At 50.6% G+C, this 25565-nt stretch carries 18 protein-coding genes; 13 read left to right on the top strand and 5 right to left on the bottom strand.

What is annotated here, in order from left to right; all coding sequences use genetic code 11:
- The first annotated feature begins 5 nt into the window (after positions 1–5).
- The 7 genes from B036_RS0111585 to B036_RS0111555 all read left to right on the top strand — a co-directional run bounded on the left by B036_RS0111585 (position 6) and on the right by B036_RS0111555 (position 5901).
- On the top strand, positions 6–860 hold the full coding sequence (locus B036_RS0111585; protein WP_020568887.1) for a hypothetical protein: 855 nt from the start codon (positions 6–8) through the stop codon (positions 858–860).
- A 91-nt stretch (positions 861–951) separates the two neighbouring features.
- Positions 952–2307: a DUF2254 domain-containing protein gene (locus B036_RS0111580; protein WP_020568886.1), complete on the top strand. Its 1356-nt coding sequence runs from the start codon at positions 952–954 to the stop codon at positions 2305–2307.
- A gap of 3 nt (positions 2308–2310) precedes the next feature.
- On the top strand, positions 2311–2661 hold the full coding sequence (locus tag B036_RS33255; protein WP_020568885.1) for a hypothetical protein: 351 nt from the start codon (positions 2311–2313) through the stop codon (positions 2659–2661).
- Between the two features lie 9 nt (positions 2662–2670).
- Entirely contained in the window at positions 2671–3354 is a 684-nt protein-coding gene (gene mqnB, locus B036_RS0111570) for a futalosine hydrolase (protein ID WP_020568884.1), read from the top strand.
- 156 nt (positions 3355–3510) lie between these two features.
- Positions 3511–4455: a sugar phosphate isomerase/epimerase family protein gene (locus tag B036_RS0111565; RefSeq protein WP_020568883.1), complete on the top strand. Its 945-nt coding sequence runs from the start codon at positions 3511–3513 to the stop codon at positions 4453–4455.
- Between the two features lie 296 nt (positions 4456–4751).
- The gene (locus tag B036_RS0111560) at positions 4752–5156 is read left to right on the top strand and encodes a hypothetical protein (RefSeq protein ID WP_020568882.1); all 405 of its coding nucleotides are present in this window, start codon (positions 4752–4754) and stop codon (positions 5154–5156) included.
- A 223-nt stretch (positions 5157–5379) separates the two neighbouring features.
- The gene (locus B036_RS0111555) at positions 5380–5901 is read left to right on the top strand and encodes an acyl-CoA thioesterase (RefSeq protein WP_026231901.1); all 522 of its coding nucleotides are present in this window, start codon (positions 5380–5382) and stop codon (positions 5899–5901) included.
- A 115-nt stretch (positions 5902–6016) separates the two neighbouring features.
- Here the strand turns inward: B036_RS0111555 and B036_RS0111550 are convergent, their stop codons facing one another.
- Both B036_RS0111550 and B036_RS0111545 read right to left on the bottom strand, forming a co-directional pair.
- Positions 6017–7141 (bottom strand): cysteine desulfurase family protein, encoded by a 1125-nt coding sequence (locus B036_RS0111550; protein ID WP_020568880.1) that lies wholly within the window; start codon positions 7139–7141, stop codon positions 6017–6019.
- A 288-nt stretch (positions 7142–7429) separates the two neighbouring features.
- Positions 7430–8200, bottom strand: coding sequence for an exodeoxyribonuclease III (locus tag B036_RS0111545; RefSeq protein ID WP_020568879.1), 771 nt, complete (start codon positions 8198–8200; stop codon positions 7430–7432).
- Positions 8201–8756: 556 nt separating this feature from the next.
- Here B036_RS0111545 and B036_RS0111540 point away from each other — a divergent pair.
- The 4 genes from B036_RS0111540 (at position 8757) to B036_RS0111525 (ending at position 15561) form a co-directional block, all read left to right on the top strand.
- Complete coding sequence (locus tag B036_RS0111540; protein ID WP_026231900.1) at positions 8757–11975, top strand: SusC/RagA family TonB-linked outer membrane protein; 3219 nt, start codon at positions 8757–8759, stop codon at positions 11973–11975.
- A 123-nt stretch (positions 11976–12098) separates the two neighbouring features.
- On the top strand, positions 12099–13427 hold the full coding sequence (locus B036_RS0111535) for a SusD/RagB family nutrient-binding outer membrane lipoprotein (protein ID WP_020568877.1): 1329 nt from the start codon (positions 12099–12101) through the stop codon (positions 13425–13427).
- 104 nt (positions 13428–13531) lie between these two features.
- Positions 13532–14272 carry a hypothetical protein gene (locus B036_RS29040; protein WP_020568876.1) on the top strand — a complete coding sequence of 247 codons (741 nt, stop codon included), beginning with the start codon at positions 13532–13534 and terminating at the stop codon, positions 14270–14272.
- Positions 14273–14328: 56 nt separating this feature from the next.
- Positions 14329–15561, top strand: a complete 1233-nt coding sequence (locus tag B036_RS0111525; protein WP_020568875.1) for a M14 family metallopeptidase — start codon at positions 14329–14331, stop codon at positions 15559–15561.
- 82 nt (positions 15562–15643) lie between these two features.
- On the opposite strand, the gene B036_RS0111520 is transcribed toward B036_RS0111525, so the two are convergent.
- Together B036_RS0111520 and B036_RS0111515 are read right to left on the bottom strand one after the other, a co-directional pair.
- Complete coding sequence (locus B036_RS0111520) at positions 15644–18337, bottom strand: lamin tail domain-containing protein (RefSeq protein WP_020568874.1); 2694 nt, start codon at positions 18335–18337, stop codon at positions 15644–15646.
- 21 nt (positions 18338–18358) lie between these two features.
- Complete coding sequence (locus tag B036_RS0111515) at positions 18359–18727, bottom strand: TfoX/Sxy family protein (protein ID WP_020568873.1); 369 nt, start codon at positions 18725–18727, stop codon at positions 18359–18361.
- A gap of 412 nt (positions 18728–19139) precedes the next feature.
- Between B036_RS0111515 and B036_RS0111510 the strand changes: the two genes are divergently transcribed.
- Both B036_RS0111510 and B036_RS0111505 read left to right on the top strand, forming a co-directional pair.
- The gene (locus B036_RS0111510) at positions 19140–21335 is read left to right on the top strand and encodes a peptidase domain-containing ABC transporter (RefSeq protein WP_020568872.1); all 2196 of its coding nucleotides are present in this window, start codon (positions 19140–19142) and stop codon (positions 21333–21335) included.
- 252 nt (positions 21336–21587) lie between these two features.
- Positions 21588–22859, top strand: a complete 1272-nt coding sequence (locus tag B036_RS0111505; protein ID WP_020568871.1) for an HlyD family secretion protein — start codon at positions 21588–21590, stop codon at positions 22857–22859.
- Between the two features lie 158 nt (positions 22860–23017).
- On the opposite strand, the gene B036_RS0111500 is transcribed toward B036_RS0111505, so the two are convergent.
- On the bottom strand, positions 23018–25555 hold the full coding sequence (locus tag B036_RS0111500) for a T9SS type A sorting domain-containing protein (RefSeq protein WP_026231898.1): 2538 nt from the start codon (positions 25553–25555) through the stop codon (positions 23018–23020).
- Positions 25556–25565 lie beyond the last annotated feature (10 nt).

The following is a 25565-nucleotide window of genomic DNA, read 5'->3' as shown; positions in this document are numbered from 1 at the left end:
TCCCGATGCGTTTATTCCCTTTTTTCATTTGCCTGTTCGTCGCTGCGTCGCTGTCGGCCAGCCCCTGGCCCCAGCCCAAGGGTAAAGGCTACTTCAAGCTGTATGAATGGTGGCTCCAATTCGACCAGCACTTTACCAGCACGGGCGCACTCGATCCGAACGCAACTTTAGGGCTCTACAACACCTCGGTTTATGCCGAGTATGGCCTGACTGACCGACTGACCGGGGTGATCAATCTGCCCATCTACAGTCGCAACGTGATTAACAATCAACTATCTGGCACACGGGGTAACGTGATTATTCCCGGAGAAGCCATCGGTGGCCTGGGGGATACGGATATTGCCCTGCGTTATGCCCTCAACAAGCCAGGATCAACACTGCCTGTTTCAGCAACGCTGACCCTCGGACTTCCGCTGGGAGAATCCGCCGGAGGGGAGCAGATGAACCTGCAAACCGGAGACGGAGAATTCAACCAAATGCTTACCTTAAGTGCGGGTAAAAGTTTGACCAAAGACCTGTACGCTACGGCATCCCTCGGCATAAATAACCGTAGCAACGGGTTCAGCGACGAATTCCGATACGGACTCGAAGCCGGCTACGGGCTGGCCGACCAGCGCGTCTGGCTCATCGGCCGCCTGGCAGGCAGCAAATCGTTTATGAACGGTGAAACCGCCGAAACTGTCTCCTCCACCAGCATCTTCAGCAATAATGCTGAATACCTTAGTCTGGGCGGGGAGATCAACATTTACGTAACCTCCAAGATAGGAATTAGCGCTGGCGCGGCTACGGCTTTGAGTGGTCGTATTATCGCTGCGGCACCATCATTTAGTATTGGTGTATTTTTGGATACTTCTAAGTAGGTCATTTGACGATACCCAAAGCCTAAATATCCGGTGATCGAACACGATGACAACAACCTGCCTTAAAGGAAAGAACCGCTAACCTTACATTATGCAACGCATTTATCGCTTTTTCCTCGGGTGGGTTAGAAATGCCTTCGACAGCCTCGCCTTTCTTCCTTTGCCGATGATGATCATCGCGATGTTATTGGGCTTCGGTTTGTTTTCCCTGGAATTGAACACCGAGATCAGCGCAGAGATCTCTGAAAACCTGCCAGCGGTAGTCATTAGCAGCCAGGATACGGCAAGGGCTATTCTCGGTATATTAATTGGCGGAGTAATTACCCTGATGGTTTTCACTTTCACCCAGATGATGACCTTGTTCAGTCAGGTAGCCAACAGCTACAGTCCGCGTTTGTTACCAATGTTCACCGGCAGCAGGGCCTTGCAATTTGTGATGGGGTTCTACCTCGCCACCATCATTTTAAGCATCATTGTGTTGCTCAGTATCCGGGAAGACGACAACGGATTCGTGCCTAATTTATCCGTACTCTTATGTATCGTTTTAGGAGTGCTTTGCCTTGTCTTTTTTCTCTACTTCGTCACTACCATCTCTAACAAAATCCAGGTATCTCACATCATAGAGGAGGTTTACGGAGAAGGATTAACAGCGATAGAAAAAGCGATACATAACGATGACTTTACGACCGCCGAGCTGCCCGAAAACCTGCAAGATTGGTACGCGATCCCTTCTCCCATTGGAGGTTTTGTCGGTACGGTAAATCATCATCAGTTGTCCAGGCTTGCCAAAGATTACGGTTCCCGCTTTTACATCGGAACGGCAAAGGGGCAGTTTGTCCCAATGAATAACCCTTTATTACTAAGTGAGCAAGAGCTGGATGAGGAACAAATAAACAAGGTAATGGAGGCAGTTTCTCCAATCAGCCAGAAATTCAACAATTGGTATTTGCCGCCCATCAGACTCCTGACCGAAATTGCCGTAAGGGCCATGTCTCCGGGAATCAATGACCCCGGCACCGCCATTGACGTGATGGACCGGCTAACCGGGCTAATGGGCCGGCTGATGAACCTACCGAAGTACAATAAATTTTGCGGGGAGGAAGGTGGAGGAGAAGTCTGGCTGAAAGTAAATACGTTTGAAGAGGTACTGGTAGCAGTCATGCAAGAGCTTCGGCAATATTGTAAACAGGACGTGCTGGTCATGCGAAGGCTTTTACAAATGCTGTTTCATCTACTTGGTGGAGTAGGGAAAAACGAGACTTTCCAACAAACCATTATTATAGAGATACAAGCACTATTGGAAGATGCCGGCAACAACATCATCAATTCTGCCGACCGCCGGGTATTGGCCCGTGAAGCTTTTGCCGCCCGTCAGGAACTGAGACACATGCTCAAAGACACTGAATTTTTACTGGACGCTCACTTATCGGAAACTGGGGTGAAGTAGGAGTTGCAGGAGTTGCAGGAGTTGCAGGAGTTGCAGGAGTTGCAGGAGTTGCAGGAGTTGCAGGAGTTGCAGGAGTTGCAGGAGTTGCAGGAGTTGCAGGAGTTGCAGGAGTTGCAGGAGTTGCAGGAGTTGCAGGAGTTGCAGGAGTTGCAGGAGTTGCACAAAAAAAATTGCCACAGGCAATTCAGCCAAATTATTCCAGGATTTTTTTCAAAAATATCGCACGAGCGAAGTGAGCTTCCTAGTGCGGTAGCTGCAACCTGCAACGCGCCGAAGGCGTACTGCAACGGGAGCGAAGCGACCCCTGCAACGCGCCAAAGGCGCCCTGCAACGGGAGCGAAGCGAACTCCGTAACTTACCCCCATGAAAATCCTGTTAATTTCCGCCACCCTCTTCGAAACGGAACCTACCATAAACTGGCTGAGGGCCAGGGCCGAGAGAGAGGAAGGTAATATCCTGCATTTCGGTACGGTTTCATTGGAGGTTTTATTTACCGGAGTCGGACTCACCGCTACGGCCTATACCCTTGGCCACCGATTCGGGAATGGCCCGTTACCTCAATTGGCCATTCAGGCGGGTGTTGGCGGCGCGATTGACCCGGGGCTTGCGTTGGGCCAGGTCGTCCGCGTCACCTCTGAGCGTTTTGGTGATTTAGGGGCGGAAGCTCCGGATGGGACGCATCTTAGTCTTGGGGAGATCGGTTTGCCTCCCGGCAGACCATTTAACCGCAGGGAGGAACTTGAAATTCCAGAAGGATTGGCCTCCTTACCTTTCGACGATGTCGCAGGCATTTCGGTGAATCGAGTAAGTGGTTCAGCTGCCGGCATATCCCGGCTTCGGAGTCGGTTTCCGGAAGCCCGGGTCGAGAGCATGGAAGGAGCCGCATTTTTCTACGCTTGTTTGCAGTCCGGAGTAGCGCCATTGCAACTACGGGCAATCAGTAACTATGTTGAGGTGCGGAATCGGGAAGCCTGGAAAATGAAGGAAGCGATCACCGCATTAAATGAAGCGTTACAACAACTACTGAAGGCGTTTATTCAGGTCTAGAATCAGGCGGGGCCGCAGGTGCCGGGGAAGAGATTAAAGGAGCAAAGGGAAATGGTTCCGGATCTCCGGGTCCTGCGATCATTTGCCGGATTCGGAGGTCTGGAACTCAATTAATAAATTCCTACTTTCGGCTGACGAACACGAGACAAAGTCACCATGCTAACCAACTCCCGCCGGATATTCCTCCGCAATTCCATCATCGCTGCCGCCGGCCTGCCACTACTTGGTTGTGGGAACACAACAAATAAGACAACAACGAAAAAAACTCCCGAAGAAATGCCCGAATCTACCCTGCCCTACCTAGACACCATCGGCATTCAACTCTGGACCGTCCGCGATCAAATGGAAAAAGATCCTCACGGGACACTGAAGACCCTGAAGGAACTTGGCTACTACCAGGTTGAATTTGGAGATACCCGTCTACTGGGTGAACTAAAGCCCGTCTGCGACGACCTCGGCCTTAAGGTCCACAGTTCCTTTATTAATTGGAACACCGTAACTGGCGGCTGGCAGTACACCCCGGATGATACGCCCTTCGAGTTCAACGAGGTACTGGACCAGGCTGGCGAAGCCGGGCTGAGCCACCTGGTATTCGGCTACCTCCGCCCGGAAGAACGGACCAGTGGCGATGATTGGCGAAAACTGGCCGATGACCTCAACGAAGCTGGCCTGAGAGCCAAGCAGAGTGGCCTCCAGATGGCCTACCACAACCACAATTTTGAATGGGACCCAATTGAGGGTACCACAGGTTTTGACTTGCTGTTGGATCGGATGGATGGCGACCTTGTCCCCTTCGAGCTAGATCTTTTCTGGGCACAGATCGCCGGGCAGGATGCGCGCAAGACCATGGAAAGAATCTCCAACCGCCTCGAGCTTCTTCACCTTAAGCAACTTCATCCGGGCACACCCGTCGTCACCCGGTTGGACGACGTACCCGGCAACGCCTACGAGGAACTGCCCGACGGCGAAATGCCCATCAAAGAACTGATGCGGTACGGCAAAGAACTCGGCGTAGCATACTGTATGGTGGAGCAGGATGGCAACTACGACACAGGAAGCCTGGCCAGTGCAGAGAAGAGCCTGATCTTCTTACAAGGTTAATGAAAGAATGCCCCCTGAGGGGGCGACCCCAGCTAAACCCTGATAAAGACGCCAAGGCTGGTATTTGCCTCTACATTATTGTCAATAAAGCCTAATCTTTTCCTTCCGCAAAATGCACCAATAGAAAAGCGGGGTTTACGCTACTTACTTTGCTTTTTAGTCTTACTGTGCACCTGCGTTCGCGCCCGAAAAACGGTTATCCGGTAACCTTTTCTTAACCACTAATACTGAGTTTCTTAACAAGGAAGTCCTTATCTTCGCGGGCAATCTCACATGCCTACTGAACATATTGCCTTATGAACAAAGATATCACCACACCCGAAGTCCAGGACATTATTGTAGCAGTAGTACCTCGCGATAATGGTACTGAAGAGGAATTGTGGGACACCTATATCGTAAACCTCCGCACCGAGCCCATGGAGAGTGTTCTGATTACCAGCCAGGGTTATGGAGAAATTAACGGAAGCGATAAGACCACGACCGTACTCCGCCACTTCCATCAGATCATTATGCCAAATTCCTTTTTAAAGGTAGAACCGATTCAACGCGAGCTTTTTGACCTCAAAAATGAGTACTGGATCAGTTTTAATGAGGGAGAGGTAATGCTGGATAAGCGTTATGTCTTTCAAGCTGGTGAGATCAGTCCGCAGGCTTTAAAGGTAGTACCCGTTCTCGACCGTCCGGGGGTTATGCTTCGGTAACGGCTTCAATCTTAGCTCTACATTATCTAAACTAAAACTTGTCGGCGCAGCTTTTAGCGTTGGCCCATTTCCTGGTACCTGAAATTGAAATTCGCAGGTTAAGATTCTGTTTGCCAACAGCGCTTGTATCCGTTCAATAGAAATGAGGGAGAACCCGCCAAATAGTCCTTTCTTTGCAGCCGCATTCGCATTAGTAAACCCTTCACAGAAGCAATCAAACCAGATGTCCCGACCCGCCCCAAAGAAAATCGAAGAAAGCCGTACAATCATGTCCGAGTTGGTAATGCCCAACGACACCAACCCACAAAATAACCTGATGGGTGGGAATATGCTGCGTTGGATGGACATCGCCTGTGCTATTTGTGCAGGAAAACACTGTGCCAAACCGGTAGTGACTGCTTCGGTCGACAATGTTGCCTTCGGGTCCCCCATCCGTAACGGGGAAGTTGTGACGTTGGAAGCTACCGTGACCCGGGCATTCAACACCAGCCTGGAAGTATACGTACAGGCCACTGCGGCAACCATGCAGGGCATGAATCCCAGACGCACACACCACGCTTATTTCACCTTCGTCGCCCTGGACAAAGACAATGGATCCCCGGTTCCGGTTCCAGAAGTAGTTCCGCTCTCTGAAATTGAAGAACAACGTTTTGAAGCGGCCCTTCGCCGACGGGAGTTGCGACTGGTCCTGGCCGGGAGAATGAAACCTGCGAATGCTGCTAACCTGAAAGAGCTTTTTGGGTAGCAGGGGAGTTTTCAGGATTAAGGGTTTAGTACTCAGTGCTCAGTATGTAGCATTCAGAGCCAGTTACAACTGAACCCTGAATACTGATCACTATATCCTGATACCTAAAAACTAACTACAGCATCCCCTCCAGCTTCTCTACCACATAATCGACTTCCGCTATGGTATTATGATGGCTGAAAGAGAAACGTACCGTATGTCTTTTACTGTCCGGATGCAGGTGGGCGATTACGTGGCTACCTACGTCAATTCCGCTGGAACAGGCCGAACCACCACTGGCGGAAATACCGTTCAGATCGAGGTTCATCAGGAGGAGATCGCCTTTTGGGGATTCTGGAAAGCTCACGCTCAGTACTTTGTAATGGCCATTCTCAGTATCACCATTAAAGGTTACCGAGGGATATTTCTCCAGCAAAGAGGAACGGAAGTGTTCTTTTAATGTCCTGATCTTGGCGGCACGTTCTTCCTGTTCAGCAACGGCCATTTTCAGCGCGGCTGCCAGCCCAACAATGCCGTAGATGTTCTCCGTGCCACCGCGCATATTGCGTTCCTGCGCACCACCATTCAGGTAGGGCTTGATGATGTTATCGTTGTTTATGTAAACAAAGCCCACACCTTTAGGGCCATAGAACTTATGGGCCGAACCGGATAGGAAGTTAACCCGGGTGGTATCCAGGTCAATGGGAAAGTAGCCCATCGTTTGAACGGTATCACAGTGGAACAGTGCGCCGGCGGATTCACACAAGGCGGCTACTTTTTCTAAAGGCAGCATATTCCCGATCTCGTTGTTAGCGTGCATAAGGCTAACCAGGGTCTTCTCGGAAGAAGCCGCCAGCCGCTGTTCCAGGTCGATTAAGTCTACGTTTCCACGCGCATCTATGCGTACCATTTCAACGGCAGTATTACCACTTTCACAGATGGCGTCCAGACTGTGGAGCACGCAGTGATGTTCCAGCGGAGAAGAAATGATTCGAGTTATGCCCAGATCACGAACACTGTTTTTCAGCGCCATATTATTGGCTTCGGTACCACCGGAGGTAAAGAAGATTTCACCAATACTGCAATTCAGCGTATTGGCCACTGTTTTACGCGCCTGCTCAATGAGTGCTCTGGCCTGCCGGCCTTCAGCGTGGATGCTGGAGGGGTTACCATAGTTCTTCGCCATGACCTCTGTCATCGCTACTAATACCTCAGGATCAATGGGAGTAGTGGCGGAATTATCCAAAAAAATGCGATCCATGCTGCGTTGGTTTCTGTTGTGACAACAAACATAGATCGAATTGGACTAGTAAAGCAACCCGTTTAAGGAAAATGAGGGGGGCCACTTTATGGAAACGGATAGGCCATTTTTAGTGGGTAAGGGAGTAGTGGGTAGTGGGCAGTGCTGCCGCACCTGATTGCTCGCATGCGTTCTTTGAAGGAAGATCCGTCTTCCATAGCGTTCCGAAGGACCTCTTTGCGTCCTCCTTTCTATCCTCTGTAAGTACACCGAACTGCGTAGCAGCCGAGCAAAGCTGTACACTGCTCACTACTCAAGCTCCAGCAAAATCGCGCAATGGTCAGAGTGTACGGCGTCTTTGAAATGGTCTACTGATTTTACCCGATCGATGATTTCCTCATTTAGGCTCAGGTAATCGATCCGCCAGCCTTTATTGTTGTTTCGGGCGTTGGCGCGGTAGCTCCACCAGCTGTAAGCCTCAGTTTCGGGGTGGAGATGCCGGAAGGTATCTACGAGGCCGGATTCCGCGAACCACTTTGTCATCCAATCTCGTTCCGGACGGAGAAAGCCGGAGGTATTCATATTGCTTTTTGGGTTATGGATGTCGATTTCTTCGTGTGCAATATTGTAATCACCAACGACCAGAATATTAGGCCGCGATTTTCTTAACTCGATGATATAGCTAAGAAAGTCATCCAGGAATCGATACTTGAAGCTTTGCCGTTCTTCGCCTTGTCCCCCGTTCGGAAAGTAGCAGTTAAAGATAGTCAGGTCGCCAAAGTCGGTTCGTACTACCCTACCCTCACGATCATAATCTTCCATACCGATGCCAGCCTGCACCAGATCAGGAATGGTTTTACTTAGGGTCAGTACCCCACTGTAGCCTTTTTTGCTCGTGGCGCTGTGCCACTGTGCATGGGCGAAGCCGGCGGCTTCCAGCTCAGTCATGTCCACCTGTTCTGGGTGAGCTTTCGTTTCCTGAAGGCAGAGGACATCAATATTCGTATCAGCGGCCCAACCGGCCAGATCTTTTTTCAGAGCGGCACGGATGCCGTTTACATTATAGGTTACTATGCGCATGGGGCGAAGATAGTGGACAGGGGGGTACGTTGCAAAGGAGTATTTGAGGCAAGGGTTCCAGCTAAGTAAGAACTTGACTATCCTGAATTCTCAAAGCAAGATCGGGCGCTGACGCAGGTATAAGGAAAGGTTATATAGCTGTGTCGCAACCACAAGCCTTAGGGGAACGCGGATAGCCGGGGAATTGAACTTTACTAACCTAAGGCGTCGTAAAAAAGAACGGGGATTTAGGCCGCTGCATAAAATTAAGTTTGTTCAAACAGTGGAATTGATTAACTTAGCCTTAACGTTTTACTAACAGTTGTAAAACTATTACGATAAAACTTAGGGATTTCATTGACTTCAGGCCTTTAGATTTGAGACTAAATACTTCACTCTTCCATCAATTCTTCAGCCGCTATCGTGCATTTGCACGCCATAGGGAGCTGCTCTGTTTATGGCCCTCTCCCTAAGAAAAGGCATTTTTTTTAAACCAACCGAGAATTTGGCGGGCGTGGCTCCGACCAATTATTTACGCTACTATTTGAACCTAGTTAATCAACTAATCATACTAACAATGAGAAGATTCTTATTTATAATTGTCATGGTCTGTCTTGGCTTCAGCGTTGCTGTTGCCCAGTCCATTTCCGGCGTCGTCAAGGACGGCTCCGGTGAAATGCTGATCGGTGCCTCAATACTCGTAAAGGGTACGACTTCCGGAACCGTCACTGACATTGATGGTAAATTCAGCATCAACATTCCAGCAAACTCCGAGCAACTCGTTGTCAGCTATACTGGTTACACTACTCAAGATGTACCAATCGTAGCTGGTAAAACGACGTATGATATTGTGCTGGAAGAAAATGCCCAGCAACTGGGAGAGATCGTAGTTACCGCCCTTGGTATTGAGCGCAGGCGTGACGACGACCTCTCGTCTGCCACGCTGATCGAAACCGACGTATTGAATCGCTCCGGTGAAACGGGCGTTGTTCAGGGTCTTGCTGGTAAGACTTCTGGTGTAACCATCACCCGTAACTCCGGTGACCCCGGTGCCGGTGCCTACATCCAGATTCGTGGTCAGAACACGGTTTTGGGTGACGCTTCTCCACTGATCATTCTTGACGGTGTGCCGATCTCTAACTCATCCGTTGGTAACAGCACTGCAGGCGTTGTTCAGCAGAGCCGCCTCAATGACATCAACCCTGATGACATCGAGAGCATCACCGTACTTAAAGGCGCTTCCGCCGCTGCCGTTTACGGTACCGGTGCAGCCAACGGTGTACTCGTCATTAAAACCAAGCGTGGTAAAACAGCAGGTAAGCGCTTCAGCGTGAGCGGTGGCTACTCTTATGCCTCTGATGTCATCAACAAGGAATACGAGAAGCAGGATGTCTTCGGCCAGGGTAACCCCATTACGGGCGCTGCTTTCGGTAGTTACGTAAACAATACCAGCCTCAGTTGGGGTGACCGTATTTCAGATCGTAGTGGAACAGATGTTGTAACTGAGGGCGGTGCCTTCTTTACTGGCGACCAAACTGGCACAGTTTACCGTCCCATCACCACCAAGGGTGACCGTACCATTTACAACGACGTAAACCGCGACCAGGTATTCCAGAACGGTTGGACCTCGGACGCCAACTTGAGCGTAAACTACCGTGGAGACCACAGCAACACCTACTTCAGCTTGAGCCGTCTTGACCAGGAAGGTATCATGCGCGGTAACTCGGACTACAAGCGGACCACCGTTCGGATCAACCAGGACTTCGACATGATCGATAACCTCAACATCCGCGTCAACACCAGTTACTCTGGCATCCAGTCGGAGCGTATCCAGACAGGGTCTAACCTGAATGGTCTTTACCTCGGCTACTTGCGTGGCTCTCCCGATTTTGACAATACCGATTACTCTGGCGTTTACACCGGAGCCAACGGCATCTCCCGCCCCGGCCATCGTGGCTACCGCCGTTACCTTGGTGATGCTCGCCCAACTTACAACAACCCGGGCTGGACAACCAACGTACAGCAGAATCCTAACATCGTAGAGCGCTTCCTGGTCTCTCCTGAAGTAAACTGGAAGATCCGTCCTAACCTGACGGCTACCGCTCGCTACGGTCTTGATTACTACACCGATGAGCGTCGTACTATTTACCCTGTGAATTCTGCAGGTGACTGGGGGCAAGGTGGCCTTTTCCGTGATGAGATCACCGAGAAGACTCAAAACCTATTCCTGATCCTGAATGGTAACAGTAACATTTCTGACGGCTTTAACCTCGACTATACCTTTGGTTATAACCTATTCGACAACGAATATCAACGCCTGAGTGGTTCTGCAGTAAACCTGCTTTTCAACTCACCTAACCAGGAGTTCATTCTGGAAAACGCTACCGGTCCTAACCAGGATGCTGATCAGTACCAGAGCCGGAACCGTAAGAATGGTGTGTTCGGTGTATTGAACGCTACTATCGCTGACAACCTGCTCGTTGAGCTGAGTGGTCGTGCTGAACGTACCGCTGCCATTCAGGACGAAATTTTCTTCTTTCCATCTGCGTCCATTGGCTACAAGGTATTAGATGACCGTACCAAAGGCGTTAGTTTCGCCAAGGTCCGCGCTAGCTACGGCCAGGTAGGTATTGAGCCCGGTCTTTATCAGAACCGTAACACCTTCTCTGCCTCTTCCGCTGGCTCCCCAGGTTGGGGTGATGTGCTGGACGGTGCGAACTATGGAGGTACCTTCAACCGTAGTGGTACTCAGGGTAACCCTGATCTGACGATCGAACGTGTAACCGAAATTGAATTCGGTGTTGACCTGCGCTTCCTTCAGAACCGTGCCGGACTGAACCTGACCGTTTACGACCGTAATACGACCGATGGTATCCTGCCACTCGAAGCTCCACCCAGCTCTGGCTTCTCTACGATCTACGCCAATGCAGCCGAGATCAGCAACCGCGGTTTGGAAGTTGACGCTTACTTCAATGTCATCCAAAAGAAGGACGTTAACTTGCGCGTTTTCACCAATTTCACGACCAATAAGAACCAGGTTGAAGCACTACCAGGTGTAAGCCGCTACATCCTTAATGGTTTCACTTCTACCTCTTCTGCAGTAGTGGAAGGTTCTCCATTCGGCGCCCTCTACGGTGGTCGTTGGGAACGTAACGCCGACGGTAGCCTGGCGACCAACGAAGAAGGTTTCCCCTTCAACGCGTCCACTCAGGGTGTAATTGGTGATCCAAACCCGGATTGGCGTGGTGGCCTCGGTACCGAGTTTTCCTACAAAAGTTTTTCTGCCAGTGTTCTTTTTGAGACCGCTCAGGGCCAGGACATGTGGAACGGTACTAAAGGTGTATTAACTTACTTCGGTATCGACCCGGAAACTGCAAACATTTCAACTCCTACCCAGGACCTGACCACCTTCACCGGTGAGATCATCCCGGCGGGTACGCCTTTCCGCGGCAACATCGTTGACTTTGGTGCCGGCCCCGTAGCGGCAGATGCTGAGTGGTACCTCGACAACGGTGGCGGTTTTGGTGCAGTAGGTGAGCAATTCATCGAAGATGGCTCCTGGACTCGTCTGCGTGAAGCAACCATCAGCTACGCACTACCTGCTAAAGCACTTAGTGGAATTGGTCTTAGCAACGTCTCCGTTGGCATCACCGGTCGTAACCTGATTCTGTGGACCGCCTTCGAAGGTGCTGATCCCGACACCAACCTTACCGGTGCTTCTAAAGGTCGTGGTCTCCACTACTTTACCAACCCCGGTACCCGTTCTGTTCTCTTTAACCTCAAATTCGGTTTCTAAATCAACACTTACCGACCGGGCGGGAAAGCCGGCTTGCTCTTTAAAGCAAGTGATTTCCCGCCCGATCTCCGGTCCCGCCTGCGGGATGGTAATTGAATACCGAACAAGCTAAAATATAAATAAATGAAACTATTTCGCACAATTGCGTTAGCTGGCCTAGTCGCCGGTGCCTTCGGCTGTGAAAGCTTTGTCGAAGACCTCAACATCGACCCCAACGAGTTTACCGACATCAGCACTGCGCTGCTGGTAAACCATGCTGTCCTCAACGTAGCCTCCGTTCAGGAGGCTGAGCCTGCGCGTATTGCCGGCATGTGGACCGATCAGTTCACTGGTTCAGATCGCCAGTACATCACCCAGGACAACTACGGTGTAGATGATTCTGACTTTGATGCCACCTGGAATGAACTGTACCGTGATGGTCTTGCTCCCGCCCGCGGTGCCAAGGCTAAAGCAGCCGCTGAAGGCGCTACTGGTTTTGAGGGGATTGCCACTATCATGGAGGGCTTTTACGCAGCAGAAGCAGCCTTGCTCTTTGGTGACGTACCTTTTTCAGAAGCAGACAACGCTACGGATTTTCCAGACCCGGCTTATGATAGCCAGGCATCCGTAATTACTGGTGCCATTGCTCTACTAAACACGGGTGGCGGTAAAGCAGGAGCTTTGTCCATTAGCGGGGGTAACTCCGTACTTACTGGTGGTTGTACCTGGGCCGAGATGGCCAAGGCACTGGAAGCTCGCTATAAGCTAAGCATGAAAGATTACCCCGGTGCCCTTACCGCTGCAGAAGCTTCTTTCGATGAACCTGACGATGAGCCCAGTATCATCCATTCAACCGTAAACTTTGCTGAGAACCTCTTCTTCCAGTTCGAGGCCGAGCAGCGTTCTGATTACCTGACTTTTGATGGTAGCTTCCTCTCACGCGTACTGTCTGATACTACCGACGTATCCAGGACTGGCCCCAAGACCAATGACACTAACCGCCGCTTATTTTACCAGTACACCGCTGGTGGATTCGATCGCTTGAACACCAACCCTGGCGGTCTCTTCGCTGCTGATCGGGACTACCCAGTTATCAGCTACCCAGAGGTGCAACTCATCATCGCCGAGGCAGCTCAGCGTACCGGAGCCAACGGCAAAGCGATTACTGCCCTGAACAATGCCCGTAACTACTGGGATGGTCTCATGGGAACTGATGACTATATCGACTTCGAAGCTAGTGACTTTGCAGACGACGCTGCCCTGCTCAAGGCCATCATGCTTGAGAAATTCGTCAGTGTCTTTGGATTGCCGACTTTCTATGACATTATCCGCACCGATAACCTGATTGGTACCGACCTTGACGGCCGGGACGAGCCGGTTCAGCGCTTCATTTACCCCTCTGTAGAACGTTCTTCCAACAGCAGCTACCCGGGCTTAAAGACGCTTGATGACCCTACGCCGATTAATATGTAGGTCCACCAATCACGTTTAAAGTGAAGGCTTACTCACGGACCCGTCTGCTCTCGCATTCGGGTCCGTTTTTATTTTCTATCTTATATTTTCAATATTACAAGATTATGATCCGCTACCTCCTACTTACCTGCTGTTTACTTTTTCTCTCCGCCGCTTATTGCCAGGAAGAAAAACTGGAAGACATCTCCGAACAAACCTCAGCTACGGACGAGAGTAAACGCAGCTTCATCAACGATAATGCCCCGGTCAACAGGCTCATTAAGGGCGGAGCTTTCTATGTCAGCACCCCGCCACCCTTAATGGAATTAGATCCTAAAAAAGCTTACTACCGGACCGAGTGGGATAGCTTAGTACTCCGCCTCGTCACAGGAGGAACCGTTGAATTGGAGGGGCGTTACCGCCTGTTAGATCAGAAATTCGAGATTAAAACCGACGATGGGATTTACGAAATCTATAATACGATGGTAGCGGAAGCTCAACTTGGCGACGACTACTTTGCTGTTTTTAGAGACAAGTTAGGAATGAAAATTTTCCAGGTTTATTACCGCTCTACCAATCATTCACTAATTGGGCATCACAGTTCTGAATGGCAGGACCCGCCTAATAAGAACATGTTCGACACACGGGAGGCTAAACGCACGCTAAAGAAAAAGCAACAACTATTTATCGCTTTTGAAGGAGGTACTAAAGAGGCCATCCGTAATCGGGGGCAACTGATGGATTTACTGGGTATCAATAAGAAAAGTCCCGCCGGAAAGTTTGTCAAGCAAGAAAAAATTGATAGCGACAACCCGGCCGATGTGGTTCGGCTACTCCAATTCGTAGACCAAAGTAGCGCAAATTAAGCGTACTGTATATCTCTTCAGACATTCATCATTTCGCACATAATTAAGTTGTAGTTATGCATTTTCCCTACTTTCCCATACTACTGTTTGTCCTATTGGGGCTGACGGGTTGTACCATCAAGCCCTCCACCTACGACTTTCCTGTTCCAGTCGATACCACGACGCGGCCCATCAATATGCAGGAAAAAAAGGCCTACGAGTTTCCGGCAGTTGGCCTTACGTTTGATAACCTTTTCGACGGGGCCCGACTGGTAGAACTCAATGGTGTCGAGGGAAATGAATTCGAAGCAATGATCCTTTCGGAGAATGCTCCGATTAACCCCAGCCCCTGGTATGCTTTTCGGATCAAGGCGGAGAAAGACGTGAGCTTCACGATTTTGCTCAATTATGGCACCGCTCGCCATCGGTATGATCCTAAAATAAGTACCGATCTGGAGAATTGGCAACTACTCCCCACCGAAAACCTGACTTACCAGGGAGACTCTACTGGTGTCTACTTGAATATGTCCCTGAAAGCAGGGGACCAGGTTTATCTGGCGGGGCAGGAAGTCATCAATAGCGGCCACGTAGACGTTTGGATGAAGGGCCTGGCACAGACCCCTGGCGTAGCGTACGCTGAGGCGGGAAAATCACGTCTTGGCCGGACAATACCCTACCTGGACGTTCATCGGGGCGATCCGAAAGGACGGGAAACCATCGTTCTCTTCAGCCGACAGCACCCTCCGGAGGTAACTGGTTATTTGGCCTTAAAGGGATTCTTGGACGGGATGCTTAATTATGAAAAGACGAATGAATTTTTGAACCGTTATCGCGTTTTGATCTATCCGCTCATCAACCCTGACGGAGTGGACCTGGGCCACTGGCGACACAATACCGGTGGTGTGGACCTTAACCGGGATTGGGCACAGTATCGACAGCCGGAAACCCGTGCAGTGAGCCGACACGTAGTGCGGGCTGTCAATAGTGAAAAAGGTGACGTGATCCTGGGGATGGACTTTCATTCTACTTACTATGACGTTTATTATACGCCCGACGAAACCGTAAAGACTAAAATGCCTGGTTATAAGGATGCCTGGCTGGCGGAAGTCGAACGGCGAATAGGTGGCGACTTCAGGGTCAACGACGCTCCCCGGCCAATTGGCCCACCCACAACATCCGGTTGGTTCAACACCCAGTTCGGAGCAGTTGGTATCACTTATGAAATCGGTGACAAAACGGAACGGGATTTTGTGCAACGCAAGGGGCAGGTCTCAGCAGAAGCAATGATCGATCTGTTGTTAGCGCGTTAACACATCAGCTCGGAGTAGTCCCGGTTCTCCGGAAGTTATGCCGGTGGATCCATCATCCGGCATACCTACCGGGGAACCAACACTACCGCTCTCCTGCGAGCACACCTACAAGTTTTTCCTCCTTTACCTCTCCATCCGGGTTGACCAACTCAGCCAGCAAGACGTAGAGACCAGCCTTAGCCTTACGGCCATCGTCGTTGGCACCGTCCCAAAGCAGGGTGCCGGAGGCACCCAACAACTCCGTTTGACGCAGCGTACGAATCAACCTCCCCTGTGCATCCATGATCCGAATGCGGGCAACAAAGCCGCTACGATCAGTCTGGTACTGCAATTCGAGGAAATCTTCGAAGCTATCACCGTTGGGGCTGAAGGTGGTGTTTACCAGGCTGAAAATGGTCTCCCCGGCTACCGGTAAAGCATCACGCTTTTGAGAGTTCGGGCGCGTCGGCGTACCAAAATTTTCGGAAGAGGCAGCGCTGTACCAATTTGCTCCATCCTGTGTATTACCCTGCTTGCGCAAGCGCTCCAGGCTGACGCCATCGTTGGGGCTCAGTAGCGTAGAGTGAAAATCTTCCGTATAATTAAAGGCATCGAGGACAATGCCCGCCGCAGAAGCGACGGTGATGTTTCCTTCGTCATCTGGCATCGTCGGCAAGGTCTGGTCGATCAGCAAGGTTGCGTCCACCTCCAGAAATGTGGAGATGATGGATTCAGGATCAGGAGAAAAGGTAAGGTACTCCCCGGGCAGGAAGAGCCGGCTTACGGAAACAGTCCTTTGCCCCGAAGAGGTGGTGGATTGGTCATTTGTCAGGGTCCAATCCCGGATTTGAAAAACTTTGTCGGAGCAGTTGAACAACTCAAGAAAGTCGGCGCCACCAGAAGCGGGATTAAACAAGACTTCGTTGATGACGACGTCTCCCGCAGCCGGTTCGCCGGGAATGGCGAGTTGAAGCACAAGGTTGTCGTTGGGGAAGTTTCCACCACAGTCACTAAAGTCTGACAACATCGTGAGGGTGTAGATAATACCTTCCTGAACGTCAGCAGAGAGGAAAATCTGCCGGTCATCGAAGAAGACAACGTTGAATATCGTCAGGCCATTATCTGCACTAAAAAGGGCTGGCGTAATTTGATCCTGGACGAGTGCCTCATCGAAAGTGAGTGTAATGCCAAAGACACTAATGTCTACCTCGGTGATCATCGGCGCCTGGTCATCAGCCGGCATTCCGGCAACGGAGTTGGCCCGGCCCGGCGTGCCGCCGGACGCGTCAATGCTTGCCCGCCAACTTGCATTGCATCCTGCGTCCTCGCCACCAACAAACTCCAGGCTATAGCCCCCTTCGTCACGCTCAGGGTCATTGTACCAACCGTCGGTATAAGTGAGTGTCTGCAGGGTCGTACTCCGGTAGCTTAAGGCAATTTCATCACCGCCGTTGGTCAGGGAAGGAAGGCCATTAATGGCAAGAATAGGAATGCTGAGCGCCTGAAAATCTGCCACGTCATCCATATCCACCAAAACAATGTATGCTCCAGGTTCTAAACTTGCAACGCCACTAAATTCTACTGGCGTTCCGCCACTGGCAATCATGATGCCTTCCAGGTTAACCGAGGTATCCGTCGGATTATGAATCTCGATATATTCGGCGTTGGGCAGCCCAACCTGAGGAGATGGATCCGCCATGAACTCGGTGATGACAAGATTTCCAGGCCGGGGGGCAACCGTAGGATCGTAGCGCAAGTTGGCAACGAGGTTGTTGGCTTCATTCCCTGCTTCATCAACCGAACGGCTAACGGTAACGGTAAAGTCCTCACGCAATGGAAAAGGTTGCGTAAATCGTAACCGTACAGTCGTGCCCGACGGAGTAGCAGAAGCGATAGAATTTCCCGTAAGTGAGGTAGCATAATTATTGGGGTCGTCAGTTGGCACATCTGCCAGTCTTTCTGAAAACCTGAGCACCACTTCGTCTTCATCAATTACGAAAGCATTGGCAAGTGTGGGAGCCGTCTCATCAGCGGGCAAGAAAACCTGGTAGTTGAGGTCGTCGAAACTGAATTTGTCGGAGCGGGAAGCCGTGTAAACGCAGGTGATGCGCAGGAGGTCGAACCTCAAGTCGCTCAGCACCGGAATCGTCCCTTCCAATTGAAAATCTCTACCACCCGTGTAATCGGCAAAAAATTGGTAGCCGTTCTCTGGGTTGAAAGTGATCATCAGCCGTGCGATCGCCGGGCTCTGACCGAGCGCGCCAGGCGTTCCATCAAAGCTGCCTGATCCTACATCCCCTTCGAAAATGCTTCCGGTTAACGCGTCCTGGTCTCCCGTAATTCCGCCGAGTTGGAGGAAGGCGCCGGTCTGGGAGATTCCGCCAATGGAACTTTCCCTGTAGAGGTCGATTTTACTAAAATTACTTGCTGAAGGGGCGAAATCCATGTCGACCAAAAATTCAAGCCGGAAAGAATCCGCCTGTGTATTTCTGCTGGGGGGAAGGCGTAGGTTGAGTACCGACTCCCCTGCCCCGTCTGCCATCAGGCGAAGGCGGCCATCAGAGACCATAAAATCGCCGGTATCGCCAAACCACCCGGGATTGAGGAGATCGCCGTCTTCGAAGTTATCGGAGGTCGTTTGGGCCGGAAGGATGGCAATTATAAAAATAGAAAGGACTGCGGCAAGGCCCCCCCTGGCAACCGTTCGGCGGCCTACGGGAGAGATTTTTTGAAAACGCTGCGCGTTTTTAGTTGAATTGGTTGAGATCTTCAGGTTTTGCGACTGCCTTGGCTTCATGGGGCTAAGGTACGCGGCCCATCACTTTTTTTTCCTTTTCTTACTAGCTTTCGCCAGCGGATTAAACGCCAGGCAAAGATCCAGCCAATAACCCAGCGAATCATCGTCGGTAAAGCCTTCACGGACAACGAAAATATAACCGCGCATTGGCCGGCCGGTGAAATCCATTGGCAACGTCACATCCTTTTCAATTTCAGCCGGGTAGGCTTGCTCCCCTATTCGGGCCATCAGGAGGTCATCTCCATGCTTTTTATCGGTGTGGATGCCGCAGAGCATTTTCTCGTCAACCTGAAAGAGCCGTCCGCCCATCATCGACTTGTCGGTAAACGCTACACCCCGTGCAGTAAGGAGGTTTCGGATGCGATCGGCAACGAGGTGATCGTAGGGCATGGGATAATTGATTGTGTTATCGGGGAAAGGAAGTCGTCGTATAATTTGCGGGGAAATATACAGCGAGGTAATTGGGACACTACAAATACATAAAAGGAAAATTATGGATGAGTAAAACAACATTAGGGCGGGGTCGCAGGTTCAGGGACCGGATTTGGAGCAAAGGAAGGGTGCATTGTCGTCCTGAGCTCAGCTTAGTATGGGGTATATGCTTCCGCAACGTCTTCGCTTTAAGGCGGAGAGACGGGTTTATTACTGGTGCGGGACATACTTTACCGATACCGAATACTCTCTGCCATCAACCGGAAAGCAGGTGTTTTGAACCATTCCCCGCCATTAATTCTCCTTGCACCTGCGACCCCGCCCACCCCACTCAACTAATTGACAACAAACACCTTATATTTGTATACTTATGCTCGGCTTTACCTATTATCAACAGCTGGAAGAAATGGACTGTGGCGCAGCGTGTCTGCGTATGGTAGCCCGTCACTATGGCCGGTACTACAGCCTTGAGCACTTGCGGGAGAAGACCCGGATCAGCCGCGAAGGCGTAAGCCTTTTGGGCATCAGTGAAGGTGCGGAAAGTATTGGCCTGCAAACACTGGCCCTGCCCGTTACTGTCGACCAACTCGAACATGAAATCCCACTCCCCTGTATCCTGCCCTGGAACGAGGAGCATTTTGTGGTGCTGCATAAGGCCAGAAAGGGGCGTTTTCTTATCGCCGACCCAGACCCTGTCTTCGGCAAACAAGCCTTTAGCCGGGAACAGATCCAGCGGCACTGGGCGACTACTCAGGGTGAAAACGGCGTGCAGACCGGCAACGTCCTGGTGCTGGAGACTACGCCGGACTTCTTCGCTAAAGATCGTGAGGGCATCGATAAGAGCAGCCTGAAATACGTACTGGAATACTTCAGCAACTACAGCAATCTCTTGTGGCAGTTTGCCGCCGGCCTTCTTTTGGCCAGCATGCTCCAGGTTCTGATGCCTTACCTGTTGAAGAATATGGTCGACTTCGGCATTGTCCACGTCGATTACAACTTCATTGTCCTTGTTGTCATAGCTCAGGGCGTGTTGATGCTCTCTACTACCCTACTCGGCGCATTGCGCCGATACATCATGTTGCACATCGGTGGCCGGGTTAATGTGGGCCTGGTGAGTGATTACATTCAAAAGCTTACCAAATTACCGCTGGAGTTCTTTGACAGCCGCAGCCGGGGCGATCTTCTGCAGCGCATCAACGACCACGAACGGCTCCAAAACTTTCTGACGGGCCCTACCTTGGTACGGGTTTTCAGCCTGATCAACTTTGTTGCTTTCGCCATCGTCCTTGCCCTCTGGAGCACCGCACTTTTCGCCATATTCCTGTTGGGAACTATTGTCAACATTCTCTGGGTGTCGTGGCAAGAGAGTCGTAAGCGCGACCTCGATTTCAAGCTGTTTGAGCAGAGTGCTGCCGGTAAAGAGCAGCTTATGGAGATCATCGACGGTATCCAGGAGATCAAGCAGGGCAATGCGTCCCGACAGAAGCGTTGGGCCTGGGAGCGCAAACGCTCCGGACAGTACCGGACCCGCGTCCGACTTAGCACCATTGACCAATGGCAACGGACCGGCGGTACGGCCATTAACCAAATCAAGAACCTGCTCATTACACTGGTGGCCGCTACTGCAGTACTTAAGGGAGACCTTACCATCGGTACCTTGGTAGCCATCCATTATATTCTTGCTCAACTTGATAGCCCAATTGAGGACTTCACCGAATTTATCAGAGGTTACCGGGAGAGTATGATCAGCCTGGAGCGGATGAACGAAATCCACAACAAAGCCGACGAACAAGATGCCACGCACCGACTCAGCATTATACCCGGAGACGGCAGCCTGAAACTTCACAACGTAGATTTCCACTATAATCTCCCGAATGCACCACAGGTGTTGAGCGGTATCGATACGGAAATTCCTGCGGGAAAAATTACCGCGATCGTCGGGACTTCGGGCAGTGGAAAATCAACTTTACTCAAACTACTACAGGGCTTTTATCAACCCACTTCCGGGGAGATCCTGGTGGGGGGGACCAACCTAGCTACCCTCAATAAAACCTTTTGGCGATCACTTTCCGGGGTTGTTTCACAGGACGGGTACATTTTCAGTGACACCATTGCCAGGAACATTGCCCTTGGTGAAGAATACATAGACCAGGAAAGGCTCATTAAGGCCGTAAAGATTTCCCAGATCGAGCGATTCATCGACCGTTTACCTAACGGCTACGGGACCATGATCGGTGAATCCGGGGTAGGTTTGAGCCGGGGGCAGCAGCAACGATTACTGATCGCTCGCGCCATTTACCACCAGCCGAAATACCTATTCCTTGATGAAGCAACCACCGGGCTCAATGCCTTTACGGAGGTAACCATCATGGATGAGCTGTTTGAGTATTTGAAGGATGCTACCATTGTAATCGTCGCCCACCGCCACTCCACTTTTGAGCGGGCAGACCATATTGTTGTACTTAACGACGGAGTCGTCGTTGAGCAGGGCAGCCACAAGGAGCTGATGAAAACCAGGTCTAATTACTTCCGGTTGGTGCGTAATCAAACTTTACTGGGAAATTAGGAAATACCAGCAATTCCTTACATTAACTTATGTGATTGCGACCGCGAGGCGCGAGCTTACAAAATGGGTCCTATCAGGCCGTCGAGGCTTCGCCCCGACGGTTTTAACCAATAATCATTGTACGGGCGCCCCTCGCGGACGCCCATATCATTCCACATTGGGGAATTAATGAGGAACCTGTAACTTGCAACCCGCAACTTGCAACCCGCAACTTGCAACTTGCAACCTGCAACCTGTAACCTGCAACCTGTTATGACCAAACAAGATTGGCAATATGCTCCTCGCAGTCAGGACATGGAAGAGATCATCAACAGACCACCTTCCTGGCTTACCCTCTACGGTACGATTTTTCTAATCGTATGCATATTAGTGCTGGTGTTGCTTAGTTCAGTATACACCTACCCCGATACCGTTACCGGAGACCTTACCCTGACGACCATAGACCCACCTCGTCCTTTGAGGGCCCCAAGAGATTTCACCATCGACCGGATGTTGGTACATCACGAGGACTCCGTAAAGGCTAAAGAAGTTTTGATGGTGAACAAAAGCCTTGCCGACTTTGGGGATATTTTTGAATTGGCCGAAAAGCTCGACGGCAATCAGGATCATTCCGACATGGGGTTAGCCGCCTTCAACATCCCTCCTGCCTGGAACCTGGGAGAGATACAGGAAGCTGTATACGAGCTGCAGGAGAAACAGGAGATTTACAAGAACCTGAAGGATCGCCGGCTGGATGGCCTGACGACCCGGGAACTTGAAACCAGAATTATCAGCCAGGAACGATTCATCCGGGGACAGCGGCAACAGCAATCACGCATCGAGGATGAACTCACCCGAAACCGGGCGCTGCTCATTCGGGAAGAACAATTGAACAGTGACGGCGTAGACAATCGGGAGAAACTAAATACGGTTCGTCGCCAGGTAGAAAACACCGAAGATAACCTCAATGCAAGTCGCAGCGAGGTCCGTGCCGCCAGCTTCGATATCGAATTGATGCGCAACCAGATTGAAAGCTACCGTGGAGGATTACCCAGTACTTTGCTGCAGGCTGGTGAAGCCTTGCGTAATGCTTTTGATGGGCTGGAAGCTGCGGTTTCTGGCTGGGAGGACAATTACACCATCGTCAGTCCGGTAGATGGCATGGTGCTCTTTGACCGCCAAGTACGGCAGGGTCAACCATTGCTACGTGGCGACAATATTGGCACCATCATTCCCGCAAACGCCGGTGGCATCATTGGCCGGATCGACTTGCCGAACAGAGGTTCCGGGGCAGTGAAGGAAGGACAAAGGGTACTCGTACGCTTCGATAGTTACCCACACCTTGAGTATGGCTCCGTTGAGGGCCTGGTCGCCAGCATCGGACAACTATCCAGCGGCGGCATAACGGCCGTGGAAGTAACCTTCCCCAATGAGCTACAGACCACGAACGGGAACAAGCTTAAAGCTGGTCCTTTGATGGAGGGAGAGGCTAGTATTATTACGGAATCCCGGTCATTGTTGCAGCGGTTTTTTAACCGGCGATAAACCAAAGACTCAACGCGTTACATCGGGAAAGAACCTTACGAATGCCAACTTAACCGATTATATACTATTCCTCTTGTGCCAGAGCACCGGCTTATAGCCGTTAGAAATTACACAAAAGTTCTTGAGGGAGGCAATCTGATACCTCCCCCTCGCCAAAATCATTGCTTAACTACTTTACGAAAAACCTGACGTCCTTTTTCATCCTGCAGGTGTAAGTAGTAAAGACCTGAAGTAAGGTGCCTTACGTTTATTTCTTCGTTAAATTGAGTGCCACGCCTTGCTGCTGAGTAATATAAAATCCTTCCTTGCCCGTCTATCAGCCGCAAGGAAAGCTGTTCCCAATCCCCGTCATCCACTTTCACCTGCATAACCGTGGTAGCCGGATTAGGAAAAACATCAACCTTCATCGATAGCGGAGGAATTCCGGGGGCCGTAACAATTGTCCCCTCTTCCCCAATAACGAGTAAAAAAAGCTGCCTCGACGTATTACCACCCGGTTCAAAACCGTGACCATACATTACGATACGGCCATCCGGCAAGGAGGTTAATTTGTTCGGACTTAGAGATAGTCCTTCCGGGCTGTAGTGAAAAATAGTGTCAAGAACACTACCGGATACTGGGTCGAGGGCTCTTATTTCTGTGGTATAGACTTGCTCTTCGTTTATAGCAACGTCACGCCTATCGCCCCAGGCCAGCAGTAACCGACCGTTTTCAGTGAGGTGAAGTAAAGGATCATATTTATAGTTAGTGGAGCTATCAATGGTATCCCTTAGAATTTCTTGCCCCGAGGCATTCAAAAGAGAAAAGAAGATATAACTCTCTATCGATTCACCATTGAATACCGGATCACTCAACACGGCGACCCCATACCTTCCATTGGGAAGGGCAACGACGTCACTAGCGTAAATTCTGTCCGTATCATCTAGACCAAGCCTGGTTTGCCAGTTCTTTTCGCCAGAAATTGTGTGTAGGCTGGTAATAAGTATCGAAGTTCCGTCGGAATCTTGCCCGGAATAGATCAATTCTTCGGCTCCATGACCTTTGAATAAGCCAGTTGTTTCAGAATCCGTATAGACTTCGGGAAAGAATAAGGTATCGACTACTCCTCCTTCTCCGTCAGTACGTTGGATTACGCTGGAGAGGCCTTGGAAAAAGCTTCCGTCAAGCGCATCCACGATCCATAATTCCCCCTGTTCCGTTTTCTGTGTGGCTACCGGGTCAATGGAAAATATCTCGTTATTAAAGACAGGAAAAGAATAATGCTGTAGTAACTCCCCTGAAGTAGTGTAATGATTAACTACCAGACTGTCATCCTGGCGAAAGCTAATGCGCACGTTATTGTCAGCCGTCGGCTCACTGTACACACCAAACCAGTCGTCGTCATCTGCCAGGGGAGTAAGTCGGACCAAATTGCCCTCACGGTCTACTTCTACCATTGTTGGTACCGACTGGCCATACCCCCTTGCCCAATCCGCCAACATCATATACCCACCTTCCGGCAACAACGTGAGCCCGATTGAAAATTCAGAGGCCTGATACCAGGGCGTACCATAAACCACTTGTTTAGAGGTACCCGTTGTTGGTACTATGCGCTGCAGAAAAATGTCCCGAACAGCAAATGGACTCCGGTTGTGATAGGTTGAATACAAGCGCTTTGTTACGGGGCTGAAATAAGTCCCTCTTCTTATCAGGTCTTCAGGATCATTTACACTTATCCGGAAGGATTCCATTCTAAATTCATCAAACGTAACGAAGGCATATTCCCCTTCTATCGATGAAGAAATAAACAAACTATCCTTACTTATCCAGGTGGTTTGTTCAAAAAACGACCTACTAGGCTCAGTGATGATTAGCTCGTCGTGCAACAGACTCCCGGTAGTGTCTAACACGGTAACGTATAATCCGTCAGTATGCCTTCCCGTTACGACGATCCTATCATCATCTCGCAGCCAGTGCGCGCCTTTGAGGTTCAAGTAACCATCGGCATAAAACAGTGGAGCAGCGGTGGTACGTGGAATATTTGTCCGCCATACTTCTTCTCCTTCAGTATTCAGGAGCATCAGGTAGTTGACTCCAAGCTCTTGCCCTCCGACCAGCAGACGGCCATCTGACTGTCGTTCTACACTCGTAACGGTCAACCCGTTCGCTGGAAATTGAACCTGATTTGTCACTCCATCCGTAGCGGAAAAGAAGAAAAGTGCGGGCGTTATATTATTGTTTCCCCACACACTGAACACCAGTTCAGAAGGGCTTTTGAAAGAAAGAGAAGAAATTCGCAGCAGCGGGTTGGTACCCGTCAATTCTTTTTTCCAACTCAGCTGTCTATCCGGGCCGAAGTAGGCAAAAACCTGGCTTGAGGATCCCCGATACGATTCGTAATAATGGATCAGGACACCACCATCGGGGCCTGGGTAAATATCCGCGATTTGCTGTTCTCCTGGCTGCGTCCAGGTCAGACTGTCCAGCAAAGTAAGGTTTTCCGGTTCAAAAAACCAGAAGGCAATATCAAAGGATCTGCTTTCCAGGTTTTCCCGGACACCAATCACTGCCAGCTCGTCACCGATTGAGGCAACGTTTGTAGGTATTTCGCGGGAATAGGATTCGTCCTGTCCGTAGTATTTACGAAAAGTTTCTTCTTGGGCAGTAAGGCTAAAGGAACCAAGCATCACTGCTAGGAGTAAGAAGTAATAAGGCATGTTAAAAGGG

The sequence above is a fragment of the Neolewinella persica DSM 23188 genome, from assembly GCF_000373105.1.
Classification (GTDB): domain Bacteria; phylum Bacteroidota; class Bacteroidia; order Chitinophagales; family Saprospiraceae; genus Neolewinella; species Neolewinella persica.
This window is presented reverse-complemented; position numbering and strand designations above follow the sequence as displayed.

Bases quoted from the DNA above. Each gene is read 5' to 3' on its own strand.
- B036_RS0111585 (WP_020568887.1), top strand. From the start codon at position 6: ATGCGTTTATTCCCTTTTTTCATTTGCCTGTTCGTCGCTGCGTCGCTG.
- B036_RS0111580 (WP_020568886.1), top strand. From the start codon at position 952: ATGCAACGCATTTATCGCTTTTTCCTCGGGTGGGTTAGAAATGCCTTC.
- mqnB (WP_020568884.1), top strand. From the start codon at position 2,671: ATGAAAATCCTGTTAATTTCCGCCACCCTCTTCGAAACGGAACCTACC.
- B036_RS0111565 (WP_020568883.1), top strand. From the start codon at position 3,511: ATGCTAACCAACTCCCGCCGGATATTCCTCCGCAATTCCATCATCGCT.
- B036_RS0111560 (WP_020568882.1), top strand. From the start codon at position 4,752: ATGAACAAAGATATCACCACACCCGAAGTCCAGGACATTATTGTAGCA.
- B036_RS0111555 (WP_026231901.1), top strand. From the start codon at position 5,380: ATGTCCCGACCCGCCCCAAAGAAAATCGAAGAAAGCCGTACAATCATG.
- B036_RS0111550 (WP_020568880.1), bottom strand. From the start codon at position 7,141: ATGGATCGCATTTTTTTGGATAATTCCGCCACTACTCCCATTGATCCT.
- B036_RS0111545 (WP_020568879.1), bottom strand. From the start codon at position 8,200: ATGCGCATAGTAACCTATAATGTAAACGGCATCCGTGCCGCTCTGAAA.
- B036_RS0111540 (WP_026231900.1), top strand. From the start codon at position 8,757: ATGAGAAGATTCTTATTTATAATTGTCATGGTCTGTCTTGGCTTCAGC.
- B036_RS0111535 (WP_020568877.1), top strand. From the start codon at position 12,099: ATGAAACTATTTCGCACAATTGCGTTAGCTGGCCTAGTCGCCGGTGCC.
- B036_RS29040 (WP_020568876.1), top strand. From the start codon at position 13,532: ATGATCCGCTACCTCCTACTTACCTGCTGTTTACTTTTTCTCTCCGCC.
- B036_RS0111525 (WP_020568875.1), top strand. From the start codon at position 14,329: ATGCATTTTCCCTACTTTCCCATACTACTGTTTGTCCTATTGGGGCTG.
- B036_RS0111520 (WP_020568874.1), bottom strand. From the start codon at position 18,337: ATGAAGCCAAGGCAGTCGCAAAACCTGAAGATCTCAACCAATTCAACT.
- B036_RS0111515 (WP_020568873.1), bottom strand. From the start codon at position 18,727: ATGCCCTACGATCACCTCGTTGCCGATCGCATCCGAAACCTCCTTACT.
- B036_RS0111510 (WP_020568872.1), top strand. From the start codon at position 19,140: ATGCTCGGCTTTACCTATTATCAACAGCTGGAAGAAATGGACTGTGGC.
- B036_RS0111505 (WP_020568871.1), top strand. From the start codon at position 21,588: ATGACCAAACAAGATTGGCAATATGCTCCTCGCAGTCAGGACATGGAA.
- B036_RS0111500 (WP_026231898.1), bottom strand. From the start codon at position 25,555: ATGCCTTATTACTTCTTACTCCTAGCAGTGATGCTTGGTTCCTTTAGC.